Origin of the sequence: Kordia aestuariivivens (genome assembly GCF_014397005.1) — a bacterium.
GTDB classification, from domain to species: Bacteria; Bacteroidota; Bacteroidia; order Flavobacteriales; family Flavobacteriaceae; genus Kordia; species Kordia aestuariivivens.
Genome location: NZ_JACGWS010000007.1, coordinates 91,158 through 111,658, shown reverse-complemented (window position 1 = coordinate 111,658; position 20,501 = coordinate 91,158). Strand labels below are relative to the sequence as shown.

General features: G+C 33.5%; 21 protein-coding genes. 14 read left to right on the top strand and 7 right to left on the bottom strand.

What is annotated here, in order from left to right:
* Positions 1-6: 6 nt before the first annotated feature.
* Complete coding sequence (locus tag H2O64_RS12545; protein ID WP_187562704.1) at positions 7-684, top strand: DUF6090 family protein; 678 nt, start codon at positions 7-9, stop codon at positions 682-684.
* A 7-nt stretch (positions 685-691) separates the two neighbouring features.
* Here the strand turns inward: H2O64_RS12545 and H2O64_RS12540 are convergent, their stop codons facing one another.
* Positions 692-1,522 carry a class I SAM-dependent methyltransferase gene (locus H2O64_RS12540; protein WP_187562548.1) on the bottom strand — a complete coding sequence of 277 codons (831 nt, stop codon included), beginning with the start codon at positions 1,520-1,522 and terminating at the stop codon, positions 692-694.
* A 119-nt stretch (positions 1,523-1,641) separates the two neighbouring features.
* On the opposite strand from H2O64_RS12540, the gene H2O64_RS12535 reads away from it, so the two are divergent.
* The 4 genes from H2O64_RS12535 to H2O64_RS12520 all read left to right on the top strand — a co-directional run bounded on the left by H2O64_RS12535 (position 1,642) and on the right by H2O64_RS12520 (position 5,928).
* Positions 1,642-2,547: an SIR2 family protein gene (locus H2O64_RS12535; RefSeq protein ID WP_187562547.1), complete on the top strand. Its 906-nt coding sequence runs from the start codon at positions 1,642-1,644 to the stop codon at positions 2,545-2,547.
* Positions 2,548-2,663: 116 nt separating this feature from the next.
* Positions 2,664-4,064, top strand: coding sequence for an alpha/beta hydrolase family protein (locus H2O64_RS12530; RefSeq protein WP_187562546.1), 1,401 nt, complete (start codon positions 2,664-2,666; stop codon positions 4,062-4,064).
* 77 nt (positions 4,065-4,141) lie between these two features.
* Positions 4,142-5,203, top strand: a complete 1,062-nt coding sequence (locus tag H2O64_RS12525) for a sensor histidine kinase (RefSeq protein WP_187562545.1) — start codon at positions 4,142-4,144, stop codon at positions 5,201-5,203.
* A gap of 2 nt (positions 5,204-5,205) precedes the next feature.
* Positions 5,206-5,928 carry a LytR/AlgR family response regulator transcription factor gene (locus H2O64_RS12520; protein WP_187562544.1) on the top strand — a complete coding sequence of 241 codons (723 nt, stop codon included), beginning with the start codon at positions 5,206-5,208 and terminating at the stop codon, positions 5,926-5,928.
* 65 nt (positions 5,929-5,993) lie between these two features.
* On the opposite strand, the gene H2O64_RS12515 is transcribed toward H2O64_RS12520, so the two are convergent.
* The 4 genes from H2O64_RS12515 to H2O64_RS12500 all read right to left on the bottom strand — a co-directional run bounded on the left by H2O64_RS12515 (position 5,994) and on the right by H2O64_RS12500 (position 8,718).
* Entirely contained in the window at positions 5,994-6,212 is a 219-nt protein-coding gene (locus H2O64_RS12515; protein WP_187562543.1) for a hypothetical protein, read from the bottom strand.
* A 135-nt stretch (positions 6,213-6,347) separates the two neighbouring features.
* Positions 6,348-7,088: a 23S rRNA pseudouridine(2604) synthase RluF gene (gene rluF, locus H2O64_RS12510; protein WP_187562542.1), complete on the bottom strand. Its 741-nt coding sequence runs from the start codon at positions 7,086-7,088 to the stop codon at positions 6,348-6,350.
* 55 nt (positions 7,089-7,143) lie between these two features.
* On the bottom strand, positions 7,144-7,782 hold the full coding sequence (locus H2O64_RS12505) for a GH25 family lysozyme (protein ID WP_187562541.1): 639 nt from the start codon (positions 7,780-7,782) through the stop codon (positions 7,144-7,146).
* Between the two features lie 78 nt (positions 7,783-7,860).
* The gene (locus H2O64_RS12500) at positions 7,861-8,718 is read right to left on the bottom strand and encodes a hypothetical protein (protein ID WP_235982868.1); all 858 of its coding nucleotides are present in this window, start codon (positions 8,716-8,718) and stop codon (positions 7,861-7,863) included.
* Positions 8,719-8,992: 274 nt separating this feature from the next.
* Here H2O64_RS12500 and H2O64_RS12495 point away from each other — a divergent pair, with 274 nt between their 5' ends.
* From H2O64_RS12495 to H2O64_RS12470, 6 genes are all read left to right on the top strand, one after another.
* Positions 8,993-10,201, top strand: coding sequence for a BaiN/RdsA family NAD(P)/FAD-dependent oxidoreductase (locus tag H2O64_RS12495; RefSeq protein ID WP_187562540.1), 1,209 nt, complete (start codon positions 8,993-8,995; stop codon positions 10,199-10,201).
* 279 nt (positions 10,202-10,480) lie between these two features.
* Entirely contained in the window at positions 10,481-11,563 is a 1,083-nt protein-coding gene (locus H2O64_RS12490) for a diphosphomevalonate/mevalonate 3,5-bisphosphate decarboxylase family protein (protein WP_187562539.1), read from the top strand.
* A 49-nt stretch (positions 11,564-11,612) separates the two neighbouring features.
* The gene (locus H2O64_RS12485; protein WP_187562538.1) at positions 11,613-12,542 is read left to right on the top strand and encodes a mevalonate kinase family protein; all 930 of its coding nucleotides are present in this window, start codon (positions 11,613-11,615) and stop codon (positions 12,540-12,542) included.
* Positions 12,543-12,554: 12 nt separating this feature from the next.
* A complete protein-coding gene (locus H2O64_RS12480; protein WP_187562537.1) occupies positions 12,555-13,469 on the top strand; it encodes a geranylgeranylglycerol-phosphate geranylgeranyltransferase in 915 nt (304 codons plus the stop codon).
* 91 nt (positions 13,470-13,560) lie between these two features.
* Positions 13,561-14,517, top strand: a complete 957-nt coding sequence (locus H2O64_RS12475) for a carbon-nitrogen hydrolase family protein (protein ID WP_187562536.1) — start codon at positions 13,561-13,563, stop codon at positions 14,515-14,517.
* A 120-nt stretch (positions 14,518-14,637) separates the two neighbouring features.
* The gene (locus H2O64_RS12470) at positions 14,638-15,570 is read left to right on the top strand and encodes a pseudouridine synthase (RefSeq protein WP_187562535.1); all 933 of its coding nucleotides are present in this window, start codon (positions 14,638-14,640) and stop codon (positions 15,568-15,570) included.
* A gap of 55 nt (positions 15,571-15,625) precedes the next feature.
* On the opposite strand, the gene H2O64_RS12465 is transcribed toward H2O64_RS12470, so the two are convergent.
* Positions 15,626-16,378, bottom strand: a complete 753-nt coding sequence (locus H2O64_RS12465; protein WP_187562534.1) for a hypothetical protein — start codon at positions 16,376-16,378, stop codon at positions 15,626-15,628.
* Positions 16,379-16,764: 386 nt separating this feature from the next.
* On the opposite strand from H2O64_RS12465, the gene H2O64_RS12460 reads away from it, so the two are divergent.
* The 3 genes from H2O64_RS12460 to H2O64_RS12450 are packed head-to-tail and all read left to right on the top strand — an operon-like array spanning position 16,765 to position 19,598.
* Positions 16,765-16,929, top strand: coding sequence for a hypothetical protein (locus tag H2O64_RS12460; protein WP_187562533.1), 165 nt, complete (start codon positions 16,765-16,767; stop codon positions 16,927-16,929).
* A gap of 37 nt (positions 16,930-16,966) precedes the next feature.
* Positions 16,967-18,922, top strand: a complete 1,956-nt coding sequence (locus H2O64_RS12455; protein WP_187562532.1) for a tetratricopeptide repeat-containing sensor histidine kinase — start codon at positions 16,967-16,969, stop codon at positions 18,920-18,922.
* Positions 18,923-18,932: 10 nt separating this feature from the next.
* Positions 18,933-19,598 carry a response regulator transcription factor gene (locus tag H2O64_RS12450; protein WP_187562531.1) on the top strand — a complete coding sequence of 222 codons (666 nt, stop codon included), beginning with the start codon at positions 18,933-18,935 and terminating at the stop codon, positions 19,596-19,598.
* A gap of 91 nt (positions 19,599-19,689) precedes the next feature.
* On the opposite strand, the gene H2O64_RS12445 is transcribed toward H2O64_RS12450, so the two are convergent.
* A complete protein-coding gene (locus H2O64_RS12445; RefSeq protein WP_187562530.1) occupies positions 19,690-20,409 on the bottom strand; it encodes a hypothetical protein in 720 nt (239 codons plus the stop codon).
* Positions 20,410-20,501: the final 92 nt, after the last annotated feature.

Genomic DNA, 20,501 nt, shown 5'->3' with positions numbered 1-20,501 from the left:
AAGCTCTTGAAAAATAAAAAAATTGGAAACTATTTCGCGTATGCGATTGGTGAAATTATTTTGGTTGTTATTGGAATCCTTATTGCGGTTTCGCTTAACAATTGGAATCAAAATCGAAAAGAAAAACAACAGCTTCTCAATATCTATACTATTATTGCAGACGAATTAAATAACGATTTAAAAGAAATAGATAAAATACAAAGTTTCTATACAGCAGCAGAACCATTATATTCTAAAATACTGAATGATTCTATAAAACGGATGGATTACGTAATGAATCCGCAATTGACATACATAACCATAGGATTTCCTGAAATAGTATTCGACAAACGTGGTTACAATCAATTGACAGATTTTAATACAGATAATTTTCAAGATAGTTTACCAACACAAATCATAGAATTTTATACGGAACGTTTGCGTGAAATTGAAATAGACGATGATTTGCGGGCAAAAGATTTTCAAGATAACTATTCACACTACAAAAAAAATTATGAATGGTGGGCAGATTTAATCTCGATGAAAAATAATCAAAAATTCATTGAATACGCCATCACAGATCCTGATTACAAAAACAGAGTTGCAAGTGCATATTTTGTAACCTATAAAGTATTCTTACCTGAATTAGAAAAATTTAAAAAACAAGCAAAAGTCATTTTAGAAGAAATAGAAAAGAGAGAATGATTTTTCATCATGCTCTCTTTTTATAAACGCCACTTTTAAGTTCAAGTTTACCGTTTTTTAAATGACTTAGTAAATTCATTAACTTTGGTTTTGTTGTCTCGCCCATTAATACGTTCAATCCTATTTTTGGAGGACCAAACTCTTTCAGTTTAGCAACAAGTGCATTAAAAAAATCAATTCCAGCTTGTGTTTCATCTGTCAACTTTTCATTTGTAAAGTCAAGTTCTTTCAAAATAGCATCCATTTCTTCTACTTTAAATAAAAAACTAAGCTCTGCATGACTTGCCCAAGGCATTGGAAAACTAACTTCTTTCGTTCCTTTTTTTAAAATATCGTAAAAAAGAAAATGCCCGCCAACTTTCAATACTCTATTTATTTCTGAATAAAATTTTTTCTTATCCGGAATATTCATTTGAACATGTTGTGTCCAAACAACGTCAAAACTATGATCTGCAAACGGAAGATTTGTAGCATCTCCCTGTATAAAAGTAGTTTTACTGTCTAAATTCACAAGTTTAGATAACTTATTTGCTGTTCTTATGTATTCTGTACTAAGGTCAATTCCTGTAGTTTGACAATTATACGCATCTGCAAGCATTCTACAAGGTCCGCCTAAGCCACAACCAACATCTAAAACGGATGCTCCATTCAAATCAATACTTGTGGCAAGCTCTTTCGATACTGTAGCGCCTCGTACATGAAACTCATCAACACCAGCAATATCAGCTCTCTTTACTGTATTCAAATCAATCTGCTGTTCTTTAAGACGCGTAATAATGTCTTCATAAAGATTTTCTTTAAGATAATGATTTTCTATATTTTGATTTAAATTTTCCATTGTAGTACCTTTATGTACTAAAAATAGGTGTTTATTTTTTAAAATAGATTTATCTCTCTGTTAATCAACAATCAATGCATAAAAGTGTACGTGAGAATAAATTTTTAAATTCTAGTGGTATGAAAAAAACAGCAAAAGAAGTTCAAGCATTATTTTCTGAAAACAAAAATGACCTAGCTTTTATCATAGGAAACGGAATCAACCTACACTACCAAGATGATAATGTTTCATGGAATGATTTACTGTTAGATTTATGGAAAAAACATTCAGAAGATCCTATGACAGAAATTCCAGATGGAATATCATACATCGAATTCTATGATGCGCTTAATCTGCAAAATGTCAATAAATGGGGATTTACTACGCAACTACAAAAAGATGTAAAAAAGAAAATGTTTGACTGGATACAAGATGATGCACAAAACTTAATATTAGACAAAATAAAATCATTTAACGCACCAATATTAACTACAAATTTTGATAATCTCATTCCGAAATCGATGCAATTACCGTTGCAACGAATTACGGATACGAGTTTTACAGACCATTACCCGTGGGCTTCCTATTATGGCGAAACCGAAATGAAAAGCCCGTTAGACGGTTTTGGTGTTTGGTACATGAATGGAATGGTAAACTATCACAGAAGTATAAAATTAGGGTTGTCAGAATACATGGGAAATGTAGAACGTGCACGAAAAATGGTAAACAGTAATTATGGTCATTCCTATACTGAAGGTAAAAATCCGTGGGATATGAACAACACTTGGATTGATATCATATTCAATAAATCCTTGTGTATCTTCGGATTGGGTTTAGATGAAACTGAAGTTTTTTTCAGATGGTTACTAATACAACGCGCAAAATTCTTCAAGCGTTTTCCAGAATACAATCATAAAGGTTGGTATTTGATGAAAGCTGAAGACAGTGAAAAAGCAAAAGGAAAGAGATTTTTCTTAAAATCAGTTGGAATTCAGGTAATTGAAGTAGCTGATTATCCAGCATTATATGAAGACATTTGGAAATAAACTGCGACTAAAGTAGCATTTACCACTCACCATATTGAATTTTCCGTTTATCATATTTTGTGATGTACAATTATAAAAACAATATACTTTTACATCGTAATCAAAAAACAACAGACATGCAGTTATTTACAATATTCAAAATCATTTTTAGATTAGCGTTCTTTTTAGGAACGCTGATTGCTTCGGCACAAGACATTTCAGGAACCTGGAAAGGTGCTTTAAAAGTGCAAGGAATGGAATTACCATTAGCATTCAACATTTCAGAAACTGACGGAACACTTACCACAACTTTAGACAGTCCAAAACAAAATGCTTTTGGATTGCCAACAGATGAAACTACGTTTGTAGAAAACAAATTGACCATTATACAAAGTCAAATGGGATTGGAATACACCGCAACGTATACTGACGGAACTTTCAAAGGTACTTTCAAACAAGCAGGACAAGTATTTCCGTTAGATTTAACGAAAGGAGAAAAAGTAGTAAAAAAAGTAAAACCACAAGATCCTAAAAAACCTTATCCATACGCTTCTGAAGAGGTTACTTTTGAAAATGCGAACGCCAATAATATTAAATTTGCAGGAACATTAACGTTGCCTAAAGATGTGAAAAATCCGCCAGTAGTGATTCTCATTACAGGTTCGGGTCCGCAAAATCGCAATCAAGAATTATTAGGACACAAAACATTTTTAGTATTATCAGATCATTTAACGCGACAAGGAATTGCAGTATTGCGTTATGACGATAGAGGAACTGCAAAATCAGAAGGCGACTTTTCAGTTGCAACTTCTTTTGACTTTGCGTCAGATGTTGAAGCAGCAATGGCGTATTTACAAACAAGAAGCGACGTCGTAGACGTAAACAAAATTGGATTGGTAGGACACAGTGAAGGCGGGTTAATTGCGCCAATTGTAGCTGCCAAAAACAAAAATGTAGCATTCTGTGTATTGCTTGCAGGACCAGGAGTTGATGGAAAAGAAATCTTATTAACACAAGGAAAAAGAGCAGCAGAACTAGAAGGCTATCCAGTAATTGATATTGCAAACTCTCAAGAAGTATCTGCGAAAGTCTTTGATATCTCTGCAAACTATAAAGGAGAAGCATCAAAACAAAAAATAGTAGCATTATTTAAAGAGTTAAAAGCAAAATTGACTTTTGAAAAAGCAAAAGCAGAATTCACAGAGCAGGTAATGAATCAACAAGCAGAAATGATTACATCACCATGGATGAGAGCATTTATCAAATACGACCCACAAACATCTTTACAAAAAGTAAACTGTCCGGTATTAGCCATAAATGGCGAAAAAGACTTTCAGGTAATTTCAGACTTAAATCTAAATGCCATTGAAAAAGGATTGAAGCATAACAAAGATGTAACCATCAAACAATTCAAAGACTTAAACCACTTATTCCAAACGTCGGAAACAGGCGCTTTAAGCGAATATGCTGAAATAGAAGAAACATTTGCTCCAATAGCATTGAACTATGTTTCTGCTTGGATCAACGCACGATTTTAATCATCAATCAATAAAAAATGCACTTTTTCAAATTTGAGAAAGTGCATTTCAATTATTTACAAAGGATTTTCAAACAGATGGCAACTACAAAAAAAGTAAATACATTAATTTTCTGGATCTTACAATTTGTCGGTTGGGGATTTATAACCTCTGCAAATATTTGGGCAAAAATATTTTTAGTTTCGCCAGATAAAGTAAAACCTGAGTACTTTTTTTTTGAAGGTTTAATCTTTATAACGCTAGGAATCACGCTGACAACATTGTTTCGAAATTACCTGAAACGAATTGACTTTATAGCAAATCAGAATCAAAAGAATTACATAAAAGCGTTTATAGCCTTCGGACTTGCATCATGTATTTTTTCAGGAATATTATTAGTAAGTGCATATTACATGTTTCAGTATCTTCATGAGGAATCAAATGATTTTACCCTGTTAGAGATCTTTTCAACAACATTAAATGTCTCTATTTTCATATTCTTTTGGTCTGTTATTTATGTGGTAATTAAATCGTTGGCGCGTTTGCGAAAAAATAAAATTGATCGCTTAAAGCTAGAAGCGGCTTTGAAAGATTCGCAACTAAATACCTTAAAAGGACAACTGAATCCACACTTTATGTTCAATAGTTTGAATAACATTCGCGGACTCATGCTAGAAGATGTTGACAAAGCAAGAGACATGCTTACGCGACTTTCAGAAATGTTGCGCTATTCGTTAAACATGAACAATGTAGATGCAATTCGCATTGAAGAAGAACTCGAAATTGTAGACAATTACATTGCGCTATCCAAAATACAATTGGAAGATCGGTTAACGTATCAACAAGAAATAAAACAAGAACTCAAACAAATAAAAATTCCGCCAATGATATTGCAAATGTTGGTGGAAAATGCCATCAAACATGGAATCTCTGATCAGAAAAATGGTGGAAAAATTACGTTAATCATCACGGATAATAACGAAAAAATTATTTTACAAGTTAACAATACTGGAACGTTAAAAGCAGATACCGATTCTACTCGAATTGGCTTAGACAACATCAAAAAACGTTTGGAATTATTGTACGGAGATACGGCACAATTTAGGTTGAAAGAAGTGGAAAATGAAGTACACGCCATCATTCAAATACCATTAGTGTAATCATGGAAAATATCACAGCAATCATTGTAGAAGATTCTCGCTTAGCGCGAAATGAATTAAAAGAACTCTTAAAAAAGCATCCGCAAATTCAATTGGTGGGAGAAGCTGAAAATGTAGACAAAGCCTACGAACTCATCAATGAAGCACAACCGAAAGTATTATTCTTAGACATTAACATGCCTGAAAAAAACGGTTTTGAATTATTGGAAATGTTAGACAATGTTCCGTTAACCATTTTCACAACGGCGTATGATGAATATGCTATTAAATCATTTGAATACAATGCGTTTGATTACTTACTAAAGCCTATCAATCAAGATCGATTTTCCAAAACAATAGAAAAGGTCATTACTGCGATTGAAAAAGAAACAACGGACGAAAAACCATTTGAGTTACATCGTCAAATTTTCATAAAAGAAGGCGAAAACTGTTGGCTAATTAAAATCTCAGAAATTTCAGTATTCGAAATTGTTGGAAACTATACGCGTGTGTATTTTGAAGACAACAAACCATTAATTTACAAATCGCTCAACCAAATAGAAGCAAAATTGCCAGAAGCGACTTTTTTCAGAGCCAATCGACAACAAATCATCAATCTCAATCATGTGGATAAAGTCATTCCGTGGTTCAATGGAAAACTAAAAGTAACGATCAAAAACTCCACTCAGGAAATAGAAATTTCACGCAGGCAATCATATAAATTTAAAGAATTGCTTGGGTTTTAAATCAAGTATAAAAGTAAAAAGCCTGACAAACGTCAGGCTTTCCTTTTTTCAATCTTAACAATAGATTACACTATTGGTCCGTCGTCTGATGGGCTTGTTGTTACTGATGAACACCAAAAAGAATCAGGGCAAGCGCCTAATGATTCGCAATCTTTAGCCAATGTGTTGTCTGGACAATCTTTTACATCAGCTGTTAAGTTTGCACGACCACCGATAACTTGGAATTTCAAGCTTGAAATTGATCTCTTGTTAAGGTTTAATGTTTTCAATTCTCTTTTTTTCATAATGATAAGTTTTTGTGATTATACCTATCAGTTCAAAATATAAGATGCTGTTACCCAAATTTATACCTTTTTAAAAATTAAATTTCTGTGAGTGTTTTTTTTGATCAATTTTAAACGATACTATGAAATCGTAAATTATGTTTTATCGAGATGCGTTTTAGAAGAATCATTCGTTGAATCGTTAATTCCTTGTAATTCTTCGTCGGTCAAATTACGCCATTGCCCAACAGGAACATCCAAGGTAATGTGCATAATGCGTGTACGTTTCAGCTTGACAACATTATAATCTAAATACTCGCACATTCTACGAATTTGACGATTCAGACCTTGTGTCAAAACAATGGTAAACGTATATTTTGTGAGTTGCTCCACTTTACATCTTCGCGTAAGCGTTCCTAAAATTGGAATTCCATCACCCATTTTCTGGATAAAATCAGCCGTAAGCGGACGATTTACAGTTACTTCATATTCTTTCTCGTGATTATTTCGCGCACGCAAAATTTTATTGACAATATCGCCATCGCTTGTTAATAAAATCAAGCCTTCACTGGGTTTGTCCAAACGTCCAATAGGAAAAATTCGCGATGGATAATTGATATAATCAATAATATTATCTTTCTCAACTTTAGTATCTGTGGTACACACAATTCCGATGGGCTTATTGAATGCCAAATACACATGTTTTTCTTTTGAATCAGAAATCAATTTACCATCAACGTGTACTTCATCGCCAGGTTTAATTTTTGTGCCCATTTCAGGAACAACGCCGTTAATAGTAACGCGTCGTTGTTCAATAAGCTTATCAGCAGCTCTGCGCGAACAGTAGCCAGCTTCACTTAAAAACTTGTTGATTCTTGTCAATTGTAGTTCGCTCATTTAAAATCCTTTCAGTTTGCAAAGCTAAGGAAAAAACAGGCTTCATTTTAGAAGCTTACATTGAATTTGAACTTTGTTGAATAAATTGTTTCATATCGTCTAAATCGCCATTAAAATAATCTTCATCAACATCAGTTCCATTAATGTTTCCATTAAAACTATATTGCCAAATTGTCCAGTTGGGCCATGTACTTGGCATTTTTGGAGATGGAGCAGTAGTTGGATTTGAAACCCAAAGCGGATATTTAGCAAATCTAGCATCATTCAGGTAACTATCGCCTGTGCTTTGATTAGTATAAATAATAGGTGTGCGATTGTATTTTTGTTCTAAAAGGTCAAGAAAATCTAGTAAATCAGTAATTATTTGCGCATGATCGCTTGTTTTGATGCTTCCATTTTCAAAATCAACAACAGGCGGCAATGCATCTAATGGAAAACTATTTCCAACCACATTAAAAAAGTTGTCTGCTTGCGATTGTGGCGCATCATTCGTATAATAAAAATGATACGCTCCTCTGATAAATCCTTTTTGGGGGATCGTTTCCCAATTATGAGCAAAATCGGGATCTTGAATCGTAATTCCTCCAGAAGCTTTACAAATTACAAACGATAAATCAGTGTTGTTGGTGTCAATATAATCAATTAAATTTCCTTGGTTATATGAAATGTCAATTCCTTTAGCATTGTTAGACATAGTAGTAATTTTGGTTAATTAATTTTAGCATAAATAATCAAGTTACTAAAAAATAATTCTGTCACAAAAAAAGAACGCTTAATCAAGTAGAAATACGTATAAATTTCGCCCTTTTCCATGCGCTCTTTCATCCGTAATATAAACTGTACTATTGTCTTTAAAACAAACACCTTCTTTTTGTGAAGTATGACCTAAATCGAATTTTTTCATTGTTCCACTCAAAAAATCATCGTCTTTAAAATCGGTAAACTGCCAAACAGTATCATGTGAAAGCAATACGACTTTCTTTCCATCAGGACTTATTGCGGCAGAAGTAATCCAACATTCCAACTCATCACACGTATTAAAAGTACTGATAAATTCAGCTTTGTGTTTCCCAGGAGTTGCAGGGATTTTATACAAATCGGTACGTCCATACGCTGTCTTTGTGCGGCTTTTTGTAAATAAATACAAATAACCGTTGTGATGAAAAAACGATTCTACATCAAAATGTCTGTCTTTCTTTTTTGGGGGAAATTTCTTTTGGTTCGGAAATGAAAACTTGATCACTTCAGGAACAATACTTTTCTTAGTAGCAAGATCATTTGTCGCAAGCATATAAATCTTTAAATGTTTTCGATCATTTGCATTATTTCCAAAATCACCGATATATACATTTCCAGCATTGTCTTTCGTTAAATCTTCCCAATCAGTATTCTTTCCTTCAATATAAAGTGTCTTATCAATATACCCTTTTCTGTTTACCAAATACATTCTTGGATGATTTCCACTATCATTTACCATCCAAAAACTATCCGAATTTGGAATGCTCTCAACACCTGAAACTTCTTTTAAATCACTTGGCAATTTTGCAACATAATTCAGTTGACCATAATTTACAGCGCAATTTGTAAACAACAGAATAAAAGTGAGGTATTTAAGAAAGTGGAATTTCATTAATATGGATTTTTCTCAAAAATAAAGGTTTCAAAACATAACATGAAATTTTACAGCGCAATTAAGAAGAGTTTAGGATTTAGAGATATTAGATTTTTGGACTTCTTGGATTATTAGAAGTTTAGATATCACTTTTGAGAAACGTCACCTTGAACTAGATTCAAGGTCACATAAAGTTGGTCGTGATGCTGAGAAACCTAAAACCCAAAAGCGAAGCGACCTAACAGCTAACAACCTAAAAAAAACACTACATTTACACCTTCAAAATACACACATGCAAATAATAGATGTTCTTATAATAGGCGGCGGCGCAGCAGGATTTTTCACAGCAATAAATGTTGCCGAAAAGCATCCTGAAAAATCTGTTGTAATTTTAGAAAGAGGAAAAGAATTTCTAACGAAAGTTCGCATCTCTGGTGGCGGAAGATGTAATGTAACGCATGCGTGTTTTGATCCAAAAGAACTCGTAAACTATTATCCTAGAGGTGAAAAAGAATTGTTAGGACCTTTTCATCAATTCTGTTGTGGCGATACGATGGCGTGGTTTGAAGAACGCGGCGTGGAACTCAAAATAGAAGACGATGGCAGAATATTTCCTGTAACAGATTCTTCACAAACTATTATTGATTGTTTTCTGAATGAATCAAAAAAGTATAACGTAGACTTTCGAACAAATCATGCTGTCAAAAGCATTTCAAAAGCAAACGATTTGTGGCAAGTTGACACAAGTCAGGGAATATTAGAAGCCAAAAATGTTGTGATGACGACAGGAAGCAATCCAAAAATGTGGGCAGCGATGGAAACATTGGGACATTCCATTATTCCTGCGGTTCCTTCCTTATTTACGTTCAATATCAAAGATGCACGCATCAAAGATTTACTCGGAATTGCAACGCAAGCAAGCGTAAAAGTAGTCGGTACAAAACTAGAAACCAACGGTCCATTACTCATCACACATTGGGGAATGAGCGGACCGGGAATTTTAAAACTTTCTGCTTGGGGCGCACGAATATTGGCGGACAAACATTACAGCTTTCAAATTCAAGTCAATTGGTTGGATGACGTTTCTAAAGAAGATTGTTTGGAAAATATCAAAGATTTCAAAATAGAACTCGCTAAAAAAATGGTTCAAAAAAACAATCCGTTTGAAGTTCCAAAACGTTTGTGGCAACGAATAGTCGCTGCTTCAGGAATCAAAGAAGATGGACGTTGGGCAGATTTGAACAAACAACAAACCGAACAATTGGCAAGTCAACTCACAGAAGCCATTTTCAATGTAAAAGGAAAAAGTACGTTTAAAGAGGAATTTGTCACGGCTGGCGGAATTGATCTCAAAGAAGTGAATTTCAAAACCTTCGAAAGTCGCAAACAAAAAAATCTATACTTCGCAGGTGAAATTCTCAACATTGATGCCATTACTGGCGGATTCAACTTTCAAAATGCGTGGACAGGAAGTTATATTATTGCGAAAAGTATTTCTTAGAATTTTAGACGTACTTAGCTTTTAGGCTCGTTCCCGCGTAGGCGAGAATCTCTTAGAACGCTCCGCTTTTGGACTTTATCTCGCGGGCTCGATGATTTTCTTCCTCTTTTTTTGTCAAGTTGAACTTGATTCAACTTCCCACAAGAAACTCACGCAGACAAACAAACTAAAAAAGATTTGATTCAATTTCACAGGACAGTATGCATCTAACTAATCTAAAAATCCAAGAAGTCTAAATAAGTCTAAAGTCGTATCTTTGCCTAAATTTTAAAATCGTCCATGGAAATAGCAACATTTCTACCGAAAACATACACCGAAAGTATTGACAATGGAAGTGTCACTTGGAAATCGCCAAGTAATATAGCACTCATCAAATACTGGGGAAAAAAAGAAGATCAAATTCCACAAAATCCTTCGATTAGTTTTACACTTGATGCGTGCGCAACGGTAACAACGTTGACATACAAAAAGAAAGAAGTGACGAACGATCATTTTTCATTTGAGTTATTCTTTGAAGGAAAACAAAAGGACGATTTCAAACCAAAAATCAACATATTTTTAGAACGGATTCATCAATACCTGCCGTTTTTAAAAGACTTTCATTTTACGATTGAAACTTCAAATTCGTTTCCGCACAGTAGCGGAATTGCTTCGTCAGCTTCAGGAATGAGTGCATTGGCGTTGTGTTTGATGAGCTTGGAAAAAGAACTCAATCCGACAATGACTGATAAAGATTTTAACCGAAAAGCATCATTTTTAGCACGATTAGGATCTGGAAGCGCAAGTAGAAGCATAGAAGGCGATTTAATTGTTTGGGGAGAACATCTTGATACAATAGGAAGTAACGATGTATTCGCGATCAAATATCCATACAAAGTACACGAAATTTTCAAGAATTTTCATGATACTATTTTGTTGGTTGACAAAGGCGAAAAGCAAGTCAGCAGTACGGTTGGACACAATTTAATGCACAATCATCCGTTTGCACAACAACGTTTTGCACAAGCACATGAAAATTTAACCAAAATGCAATCGGTGTTAGCAGATGGAGATTTAAACGAATTTATTGCCATTGTAGAAAGTGAAGCTTTAACGCTTCATGCCATGATGATGACTTCGATGCCGTATTTCATTTTGATGAAGCCAAACACCTTGGAAATCATCAATCATATCTGGAAATTCCGTGAAGAATCTGGAACGCATATTTGTTTTACCTTAGATGCTGGTGCAAATGTTCATATATTATATCCTGAAAATGAAAAAGAAATTGTGTACTCGTTCATTCAAAAAGAATTGGTAAAATTTTGCCAAAACGGACATCACATTTGCGACAGAATAGGTTTTGGAGCAAAAAAAGTGTAATTTTACATGGTATAAAACGCCTCAAATAAAGTCTAATAACAACGAACAGATGAAAGGACCTCTTTTCTATTCTAAAATCTTACTCTTTGGAGAATACGGAATCATCAAAGATTCTAAAGGATTATCTATTCCTTATAATTTTTACAAAGGTGCTTTGAAAATTGACGAAAGTCTTTCGGAAGAAGCTAAGAATTCTAACGAAAGTCTAAAAGAATTTGCAAAGCATTTAGAAGGTTTAGATGCGGAACTTGTTACGTTTGACATTGAAGCTCTACAGAATGATTTGGCTAAAGGAATGTATTTTGATTCTTCTATTCCACAAGGATATGGTGTTGGAAGTTCGGGCGCATTAGTCGCTTCTTTTTATGATAAATATGCACACGATAGAATTACGGTTTTAGAAAATTTGACGCGAGAAAAATTACTAAAACTCAAAGTGATTTTTGGTGAAATGGAATCGTTTTTTCATGGAAAAAGTTCAGGATTAGATCCATTAAATAGTTATTTAAGCTTACCGATTTTAATCAATTCCCAAGATAATATTGAACCTACAGGAATTCCTTCACAAAACGAAGCTGGAACTGGTGCGGTATTTTTATTAGATAGCGGAATTATTGGTGAAACTGCACCAATGGTAAATATCTTTATGGAAAGCATGAAGCAAGAAGGTTTCCGTAATATGCTGAAAGATCAATTTATAAAACATACCGATTCTTGTGTGGAAGATTTCTTAAAAGGAGACGTAAAGTCTTTATTTGGAAACTTAAAATCATTGTCAAAAGTTGTTTTCAATAACTTCAAACCAATGATACCACAACAATTTCATTCGCTATGGAAACAAGGAATTGAAACAAATGATTACTACTTAAAACTTTGTGGTTCTGGTGGTGGTGGATATATTCTTGGATTCACGCAAAACATCGAAAAAACAAAAGAAACTTTAAAAGATCATAAACTAGAAGTGGTTTATAATTTCTAAAGTTGAGCACTAATGTTATCTAGAAAACACAAGCTATTCTACTACAAACTCTTTAGCTTATTTTCCGTTGTAAGAGGTTATAACATTCTTATCATCGTAATCGCACAATATTTGGCGGCTAAGTTTATCTTGGCTCCCAATAAACGCTATATGGAGATTGTTTTAGACGGCCATTTATTTGCATTAATCTTCGCTTCGGCGGTTGCCATTGCCGCAGGTTACATCATCAATAATTTTTACGATGCCGAAAAAGACTTGATCAACAGACCTAAAAAATCAATGTTAGATCGATTGGTGAGCCAACGGACAAAAATTGCAACATATTTCACGCTAAACTTTATTTCGGTTGCTATTGCCAGTTTTGTATCAATCAACGCAGTTATCTTTTTCTCTGGATACATTTTTGGAATTTGGTTTTATTCACACAAAATGAAAAAGATTCCGCTTCTTGGAAATTTGACGTCCGCTATGTTGGCAATTACACCTTTCTTCGCAGTATTTATCTATTATAGAAACCTAAGCAGCGTTATTTTTGTGCATGCAACGTTTCTATTTCTCTTAATTCTCATTCGCGAATTCATCAAAGATTTAGAAAATATTAAAGGCGATTTAGCGCAAGATTACAAAACTATTCCGATTATTTATGGCGAAAAAGTCTCGAAAGGATTCATTACTTCATTTGCAACCATCGCAATTTTAGTCACGCTATTTCTAATTTTTCAATACGACACGGGTTACATGCGTTTCTACTTTTACGGAAGTATATTGTTGTTGGTTTTCTCAATTATGATACTTTACAGAGCAGAATCAAGACGGCACTATCTTTTACTACATAACATTTTAAAATTTATTATTGTCGCAGGCGTTTTCAGTATTCCGTTACTTAATATTGAAGCTATTCTGAGTAAAATCACAAATGTATTGTGATAAAAGTTTAGGAAACATTCAAAATTGTTAAAGCGATTCATACCTGCGTTTTTCTTCTTGAAAATTGGTAATTTGTCACAAAAATAAAACCATGTCATCTTCACACGAATTAAAAGTTGCATTAGCACAAATTGCGCCTGTTTGGTTGGATAAATCGAAAACACTAACAAAAATAAAACAACAAATTCTCGATGCTAGTCAGGAAAATTGTGAGCTTATCGTTTTTGGAGAAGCATTATTGCCAGGTTATCCATTTTGGATTTCTTATACAAATGGTGCTGAGTTCGATTCTATTACACAAAAAGAAATTCATTCGCATTACGTTCAAAATTCGGTACAAGTTGAAAAAGGCGATTTAGATAAAATTTGCAACTTAGCAAAACAACATAACATTGCTATTTACTTAGGTTTGATGGAACGCGCGGTAGATAGAGGCGGACATAGTATTTATTGTTCGTTGGCATATATAAATCAGGAAGGAAGCATTGAATCCATGCACAGAAAACTCATGCCAACATACGAGGAACGTTTAACGTGGGCAAGCGGCGACGGAAACGGCTTGCGCGTGCACCCACTGAAAGATTTTACCGTTGGCGGACTCAACTGTTGGGAAAACTGGATGCCGCTGCCTAGAGCTGCTCTATACGGAATGGGCGAAAATCTGCATATTGCTGTTTGGCCAGGAAGTGAAGTCAATACCAAAGATATTACACGGTTTATTGCACGCGAATCACGTTCGTATGTAATCTCTGTGTCTAGTTTGATGCGAAAAGAAGACATTCCAGCGAATGTTCCACATTTGGAAAAAATTCTACAAAATGTTCCAGATGAATTAGCAAATGGCGGATCGTGTATTGCGAGTCCTGATGGTGAATGGTTAGTTTCGCCAGTTTTACACAAAGAAGGCTTAATCATTGCTACACTCGATTTCAATAAAGTATTAGAAGAGCGTCAGAATTTTGATGCAGTCGGACATTATTCGCGTCCAGATGTGACACAATTAACAGTGAATAGAGAACGTCAAAGTACCATCAGGATTAAAGATTAGATTACAAGTTGATTTTGAATGAATTATCTATTTTTCGACTATAAAACGAATAATTGAATCTACATTCGGTTATCGCAAATTAAAAAGTATCTTTGCAAAAATTTTATAGCATAATTTATAATGGCAAAAGAACGACACGGGAAGAGCAGAGATACTTCAGGAAAGAAAAAACGTGATGGAAAAAAGCCTTTCGAAGGGAAAAAACCTTTTGATAGAAAGAAATCTTCTGACGGAAATAAGTCTTCTGATGATAAAAAGTCATTTGAAGGAAAGAAACCTTTTGATGGGAAAAAGTCAGAATACAGAAAAAGACCAGCGCAAAAGCCAAAATCTAAAAGCAATCCAAATGAGATTCGCTTAAATAAATATATTTCGAATTCAGGAATTTGTTCACGACGTGAAGCAGATATGCACATTTCTATTGGAAGTGTAACTGTGAATGGTAAAGTGATCACAGAAATGGGATATCAGGTAAAAGTGAGTGATGAAGTACGATTTGATGGAAGAGTTATTTCTCCAGAAAAAACAGAATATATCTTACTCAACAAGCCAAGAGGATTTTTGGTAACGACAAAAGATGAAAAAGATCGCAAAACGGTGATGGATTTAGTGGCAAATGCTACAAAATCTAGAATTGTACCAGTTGGACGATTGGAACGACAAGCTACAGGCTTATTATTGTTTACAAATGATGGAGAATTAGCAAGAAAGTTAACAGATCCGCATGAAAAAATTCGAAAAATATATCATGTTGAGTTGGACAAAAACTTAAGTCAAACAGATTTCAACAAAATAAAAGATGGACTTAATATTCGAGGAGAAATACACGAAGTTGGTGAAATTTCTTGGATTCAAGGTGCTTCGAAGCGTGAAGTTGGAATTAAAGTAAATTCAGGAAGCAATGGTTTGGTAAAAGCAATTTTTGAGCATTTATCATATACTATTACACGTTTGGATAGAGTTGTTTTTGCAGGATTGACTAAGAAAGATTTGCCAAGAAGTAATTGGCGACATTTGACAGCTCAGGAAGTTGTTAATTTGAAAAATTCATAAATTTTATTCATAATAAATAATACGAAAGCCTCTCAATTTGGGAGGTTTTTTTGGTTTAATACGTTTCACAAATATATTTTCGAATCATATACGGCGTAATTTTCTTCAATGTTTTGCCTGTTTCTGGATGCAATCCGAAAGAAGTGAAAAACGTTACTTCTCCATTAGTTGCTTTTTGATACCACAAATTTTCACTTCCATCTGATTTAAAAAAAAGATAATTGCAATCGGGCTTTACTTCTCTAAATTTTTTTATTCGTTCATGTTTGTACAATTTTAAATTGGACAGCCCGTACTTTTCTACATCAAATTGTACTTCTACATAACGATCAGTATCCCAAACCATCCATTGTTGTCTATTTACCATATACAATCCGAAATACAGTAAAAAAATAAGTGAGCAAAAAATAAGGGTGACTTTATTCTTTTGAATCACAATTTTTAATTTCTCACCGATAGAAGGTTCTTTCTTTGGTGGGTACTCTTCTTCAATAATAATGTTTTCCACAATTTCGGGGGAAGCAAGTGGAATACTATTCTTCATAATAAATTCGGCATAATTTTCATAACCGAGATAACAGCAGAGACAATTTGCAACCGAACTTTTAAGTTCGACATCTTGCTCATCTTTTAATGCGAGGTTGTACTTATTCCGCAAACTCTTCTCATGATATTGGAAGTGGCATTCGTCCATCATATAATCTGAAATTCTCTTAGCAATCCCAGTAACAGACATATTTACGCCTGTTGCTTCCTTTACTTCTTTCCTAGCTTTTTTAAAAGCACTTAATACTAATTCTTTATGCATTACTTGTAGTTTTAGATTTCTCTTTTTTATAAAAGCGTCCATCAAATTTGGTATGCAAAAAGCGGAAATTAGTTTCCCGAAACTTTCCCTTACTCTTCCCCAAAATTTCCGTTCATTCCCATGATTCCTCACTTTATTTGCTTCAGAAATATTTCACAACTGAGGCATAAATCAATTTGATCTCCTGCATTTAAACTTGGTTGACTTTAGAGATAAGAAGCAATAGCATGGCTTATTTGGAAGTAGCCAAACTACCTGTCATTATCTCACACTTCCTAAAAACACAAGAAAACGGCGCCTTTTCTATTTCACTGTGTTGCTGCACATTAATACGCTGAGTATTTCTCGGACGGCAACACCTATGTCCAATTTTAAATTCTAACAAAATGAAAAAATTCAGCTTAATAATACTTACGGTTTTCCTCAATGGGGCAATATTTTCTTGTACACCGAACTCAATTGCAGAGGATGAAATACAATTTGAACAGCAAGCAACGGAAGGAGATGATGGAAAAATCATTCCAGATGTTGATGAACCTACTGGCGATTAATCTTTAGTTGTAATTATATTTTTACTATTTTAGAAGGATGAAACTACCAATAGCGACATCCTTCTTTTTATTTGCTATCTTTTTGATGGTGATTAGTGCTTGTGAATCTGAAGTAGTAAAAAAGAGAAGTAAGTCTCCAGAAATCGTAGCGTTAAAAAAGAAGGTAAAAGAATTTAGAAAAAGGAATGACTATGATAACGCAATAGTTTGTCAAAATGAACTGATAGCAGTAGCAGGCAGATTAAGAGATTCATCTTCAATACAATTTGGTTATTTCACTCAGTATACGAATTATAGAGAAATTGGGAATACAGACTCAATGTTTTTATATCTTCAAAAATGGTATGACATATCGGAAAGATTAAACGATACACGTTGGATGGCCAGTGCAAGCCGAAGTCAGGGAACTTTACTTGAAAGAGAAGGGGAATTTCAAGAAGCTTTCAATAAATTTTCAAGAGCAAAAAAATTGTATCTACAAATAAATGATACTATAAGAGTAGCTAGTATTCTATCAGAAATTGCATATTTACAGAAAAAACAAGGTAATTTTGGAGCGAGTCAATTATCAGCATTAGAAGGGTTAAACTATGTAGAGAATACAAATGAATTAAAAACTTTAGGAGGACTTTATCACGTGTTATCTGTGGCTTCTAGGGAAACAGGAAATACTGATATGGCCATTGAAAGAATTGATCAAGCCTTAAAATTGGTAGAAGATTCAATTGGAAGAGAAAAGATAGATGCCAAAAGTATTATACAATTCAAAAATACTAAAGCAAACATATATAAAGAGCTTGAAGAATTTGATAATGCAATTCAAATTTATGAAGAGTTATTAGTTGATAAATCGCTTGTTATTTCAATGAAAGAGAGTGCTCGCATAAATGGAAACTTAGCACATACTTTATTTTTAAAAAATGGATTTAATAAACGTTCTGATTCGTTATTAAACAACTCACTTTTAATAAATAAAGAAATAGATTATGCATCTGGTCTGCACTCTACATATTTAAAGTTAGCAGAATTATATAAAGATGAGGATAAAGAAAGATCCATTGAGTTTGTAAATCGTGCAATTACTTATGCAAGAGACTTGGTTAATAAAAAAGCGATTCATGAAGGAATCCAAATGAAAATAGTGGTAGCGCTTGGAAATGAATATGTAAATGAATACATGTCTTTAGATAAAGAGCTGGAGCAAAAAGAAGAAGAATTAGGAAGTTTGTTTGCAAATGAACGATACAATTATAATAAAGCAGAAAACGAAAAAATAATTGTAGAAAACAAAGCAAATAAAGCAGAAAAAGACAAAGCTTTATCTCAAAACATAGTTTTAATTTTAATTATTTTATTAATTGTCTTAATCGTAGTAATTTACTTCATTTACCAAAAAATAAAACGCCGTCATAAAATTGAAAAAGTAAAAACGGTACATGTTACGGAAGCACGAATTTCTTCAAAAGTACACGACGAATTGGCAAACGACTTGTACAAACTGATTTCTCAACTAGAAACTACAGATCCTGAAAAAGAGACAATTTTAGATAAATTAGACGTAATTTACAATCAAGCACGCGACATTTCAAAGCAAATTCAAGGTGTAGAAACTGGAGAAGGATTTGCGGAAGAACTCAGTAATTTGTTCAGAAGTTATCAATCTGAAGAAGTAAATGTATTGTTAAAACGATACAATATTGATATTTGGAACGGAATTTCTTCACACATAAAAATAACCGTTTATCGCGTATTACAAGAACTATTAACCAATATGAAAAAACATAGTAATGCTGTGTTAGTAGTGGTTTCCATTGAAAAAAACAACAAACAATTGTTCATTCAATACATAGATAACGGGAAAGGTTTTGCCGAAGAAATTTCAAAAAATGGATTACAGAATGCGGAAAACCGTATTCATGCAATTGAAGGAACGCTTACTTTTGATACAGAATTACACAAAGGGTGTAAGTTTAGTATTAACGTTCCAGTATGATAGATAGCCTATGTTTACTAAAGTTTTAATTGCCGAAGATATGGACGACATCAACACAGGTGTCCTCACAGCACTTTCCGAATTGGAGATTGCTACGATAGATCAAGCTCAATACTGCGATGATGCAGATTTGAAAGCAAAAAAAGCATTAAAAGATAATGAACCTTATGAATTGCTCATTACAGATTTATCTTTTGTAAAAGATCATCGAAAACAAAAATTAGCTTCAGGAGAAGAGTTACTTGTTAAGTTAAAAACAGCACAACCGCAGCTAAAAGTGATTGTATACTCTGTTGAAGACAAACAGCAACGTGTGCGCAAACTTTTCAATCAATACAATATTGATGCGTATGTGTGTAAAGGTCGTAAGAGTTTAAAGGAATTGGTAAAAGCCATAAAAACCGTTTCTCAAGGGAAAAAACATCTTTCTCCAAAAGTGCAAAATGCACTGAGCAACAAAAACGATATGGAAATTGATGATTACGATATCGGACTACTCAAATTACTCTCCAAAGGAATGAGTCAAGATGAAATTGCAATCGATTTAAAAGGCAGAAGTATTTCGCCTAACAGCTTAAGTTCCATTGAAAAACGATTGAGTAAATTAAAAATTTATTTCAAAGCAAACAATGCCATTCACTTAATTGCGAATGCAAAAGATTTAGGATTGATTTAAAGAAATTAGAAATTTTATACTATAAAAATAGCCACTACAATAGATGGTTTAGTATCTGAATATAGTGGCTATTTTCAATGTCGATTCAATATTACATAGTCGCAATATAATCGATTAATTTTGCGAAATCTTTCTCTTTTTTCAGTTTTAATTTCTCTGATTTGATATATTTTTTAATGTCGTTTTCTTTCTCAGGAAATAACTTTAAAACATCTTTTTTCTTAGCATCAACCTGAACTAGCTCACCATCTTTTACGATGTAATAATAATCATATTGTGTGAATTTTGCTGCTCTATCAGCCTGATTCATCGTAAGTGCTTTTTCATTTGGAGAAAATCTACATTTCTTTCTCAATAGTAACTGCACATTTTCTTCCGTATTTAAGACTAAAAAATATGCTTTTTTCTCATATCCTTCTTCGTCTTTAAACGTAAATAATTTTAACGTTTTGCCTTCAAACATAATTTTAGAACCATCAACTCTCATTAACGCTTCCATTTCTTGTCCATCTTCTGGTAACAACTCTATTTCGTTTGAATACGTGTTGAAACGCATCATAATATTTCCGTATGATTTATCTGCAATGTAAAATTGTGCCAATTTATAACTTTCATTTAAATATGGACTTCCTTTTACATTCTCCCAATCAATTTTATAGGGTTCTTTTTCTTTGGTATTTATAATCTTTCGAAGTTGATCATAAATTTGAGAAGTAGTTTCAAATTCTCTTGGAGCGCCGCTCATTTGAGCAAACAAAGATGCGCTAAACAAAAATAAAAATGCGATAGGTAACAGTCGTAATGATTTCATAATGGTCTTAATAAATTGGTTCTAAGTATAAAAATACTGAAAAAATGTTGATTTTTTTGACTATTTATGAAAGAAAGTAGATTTGAAGTGCT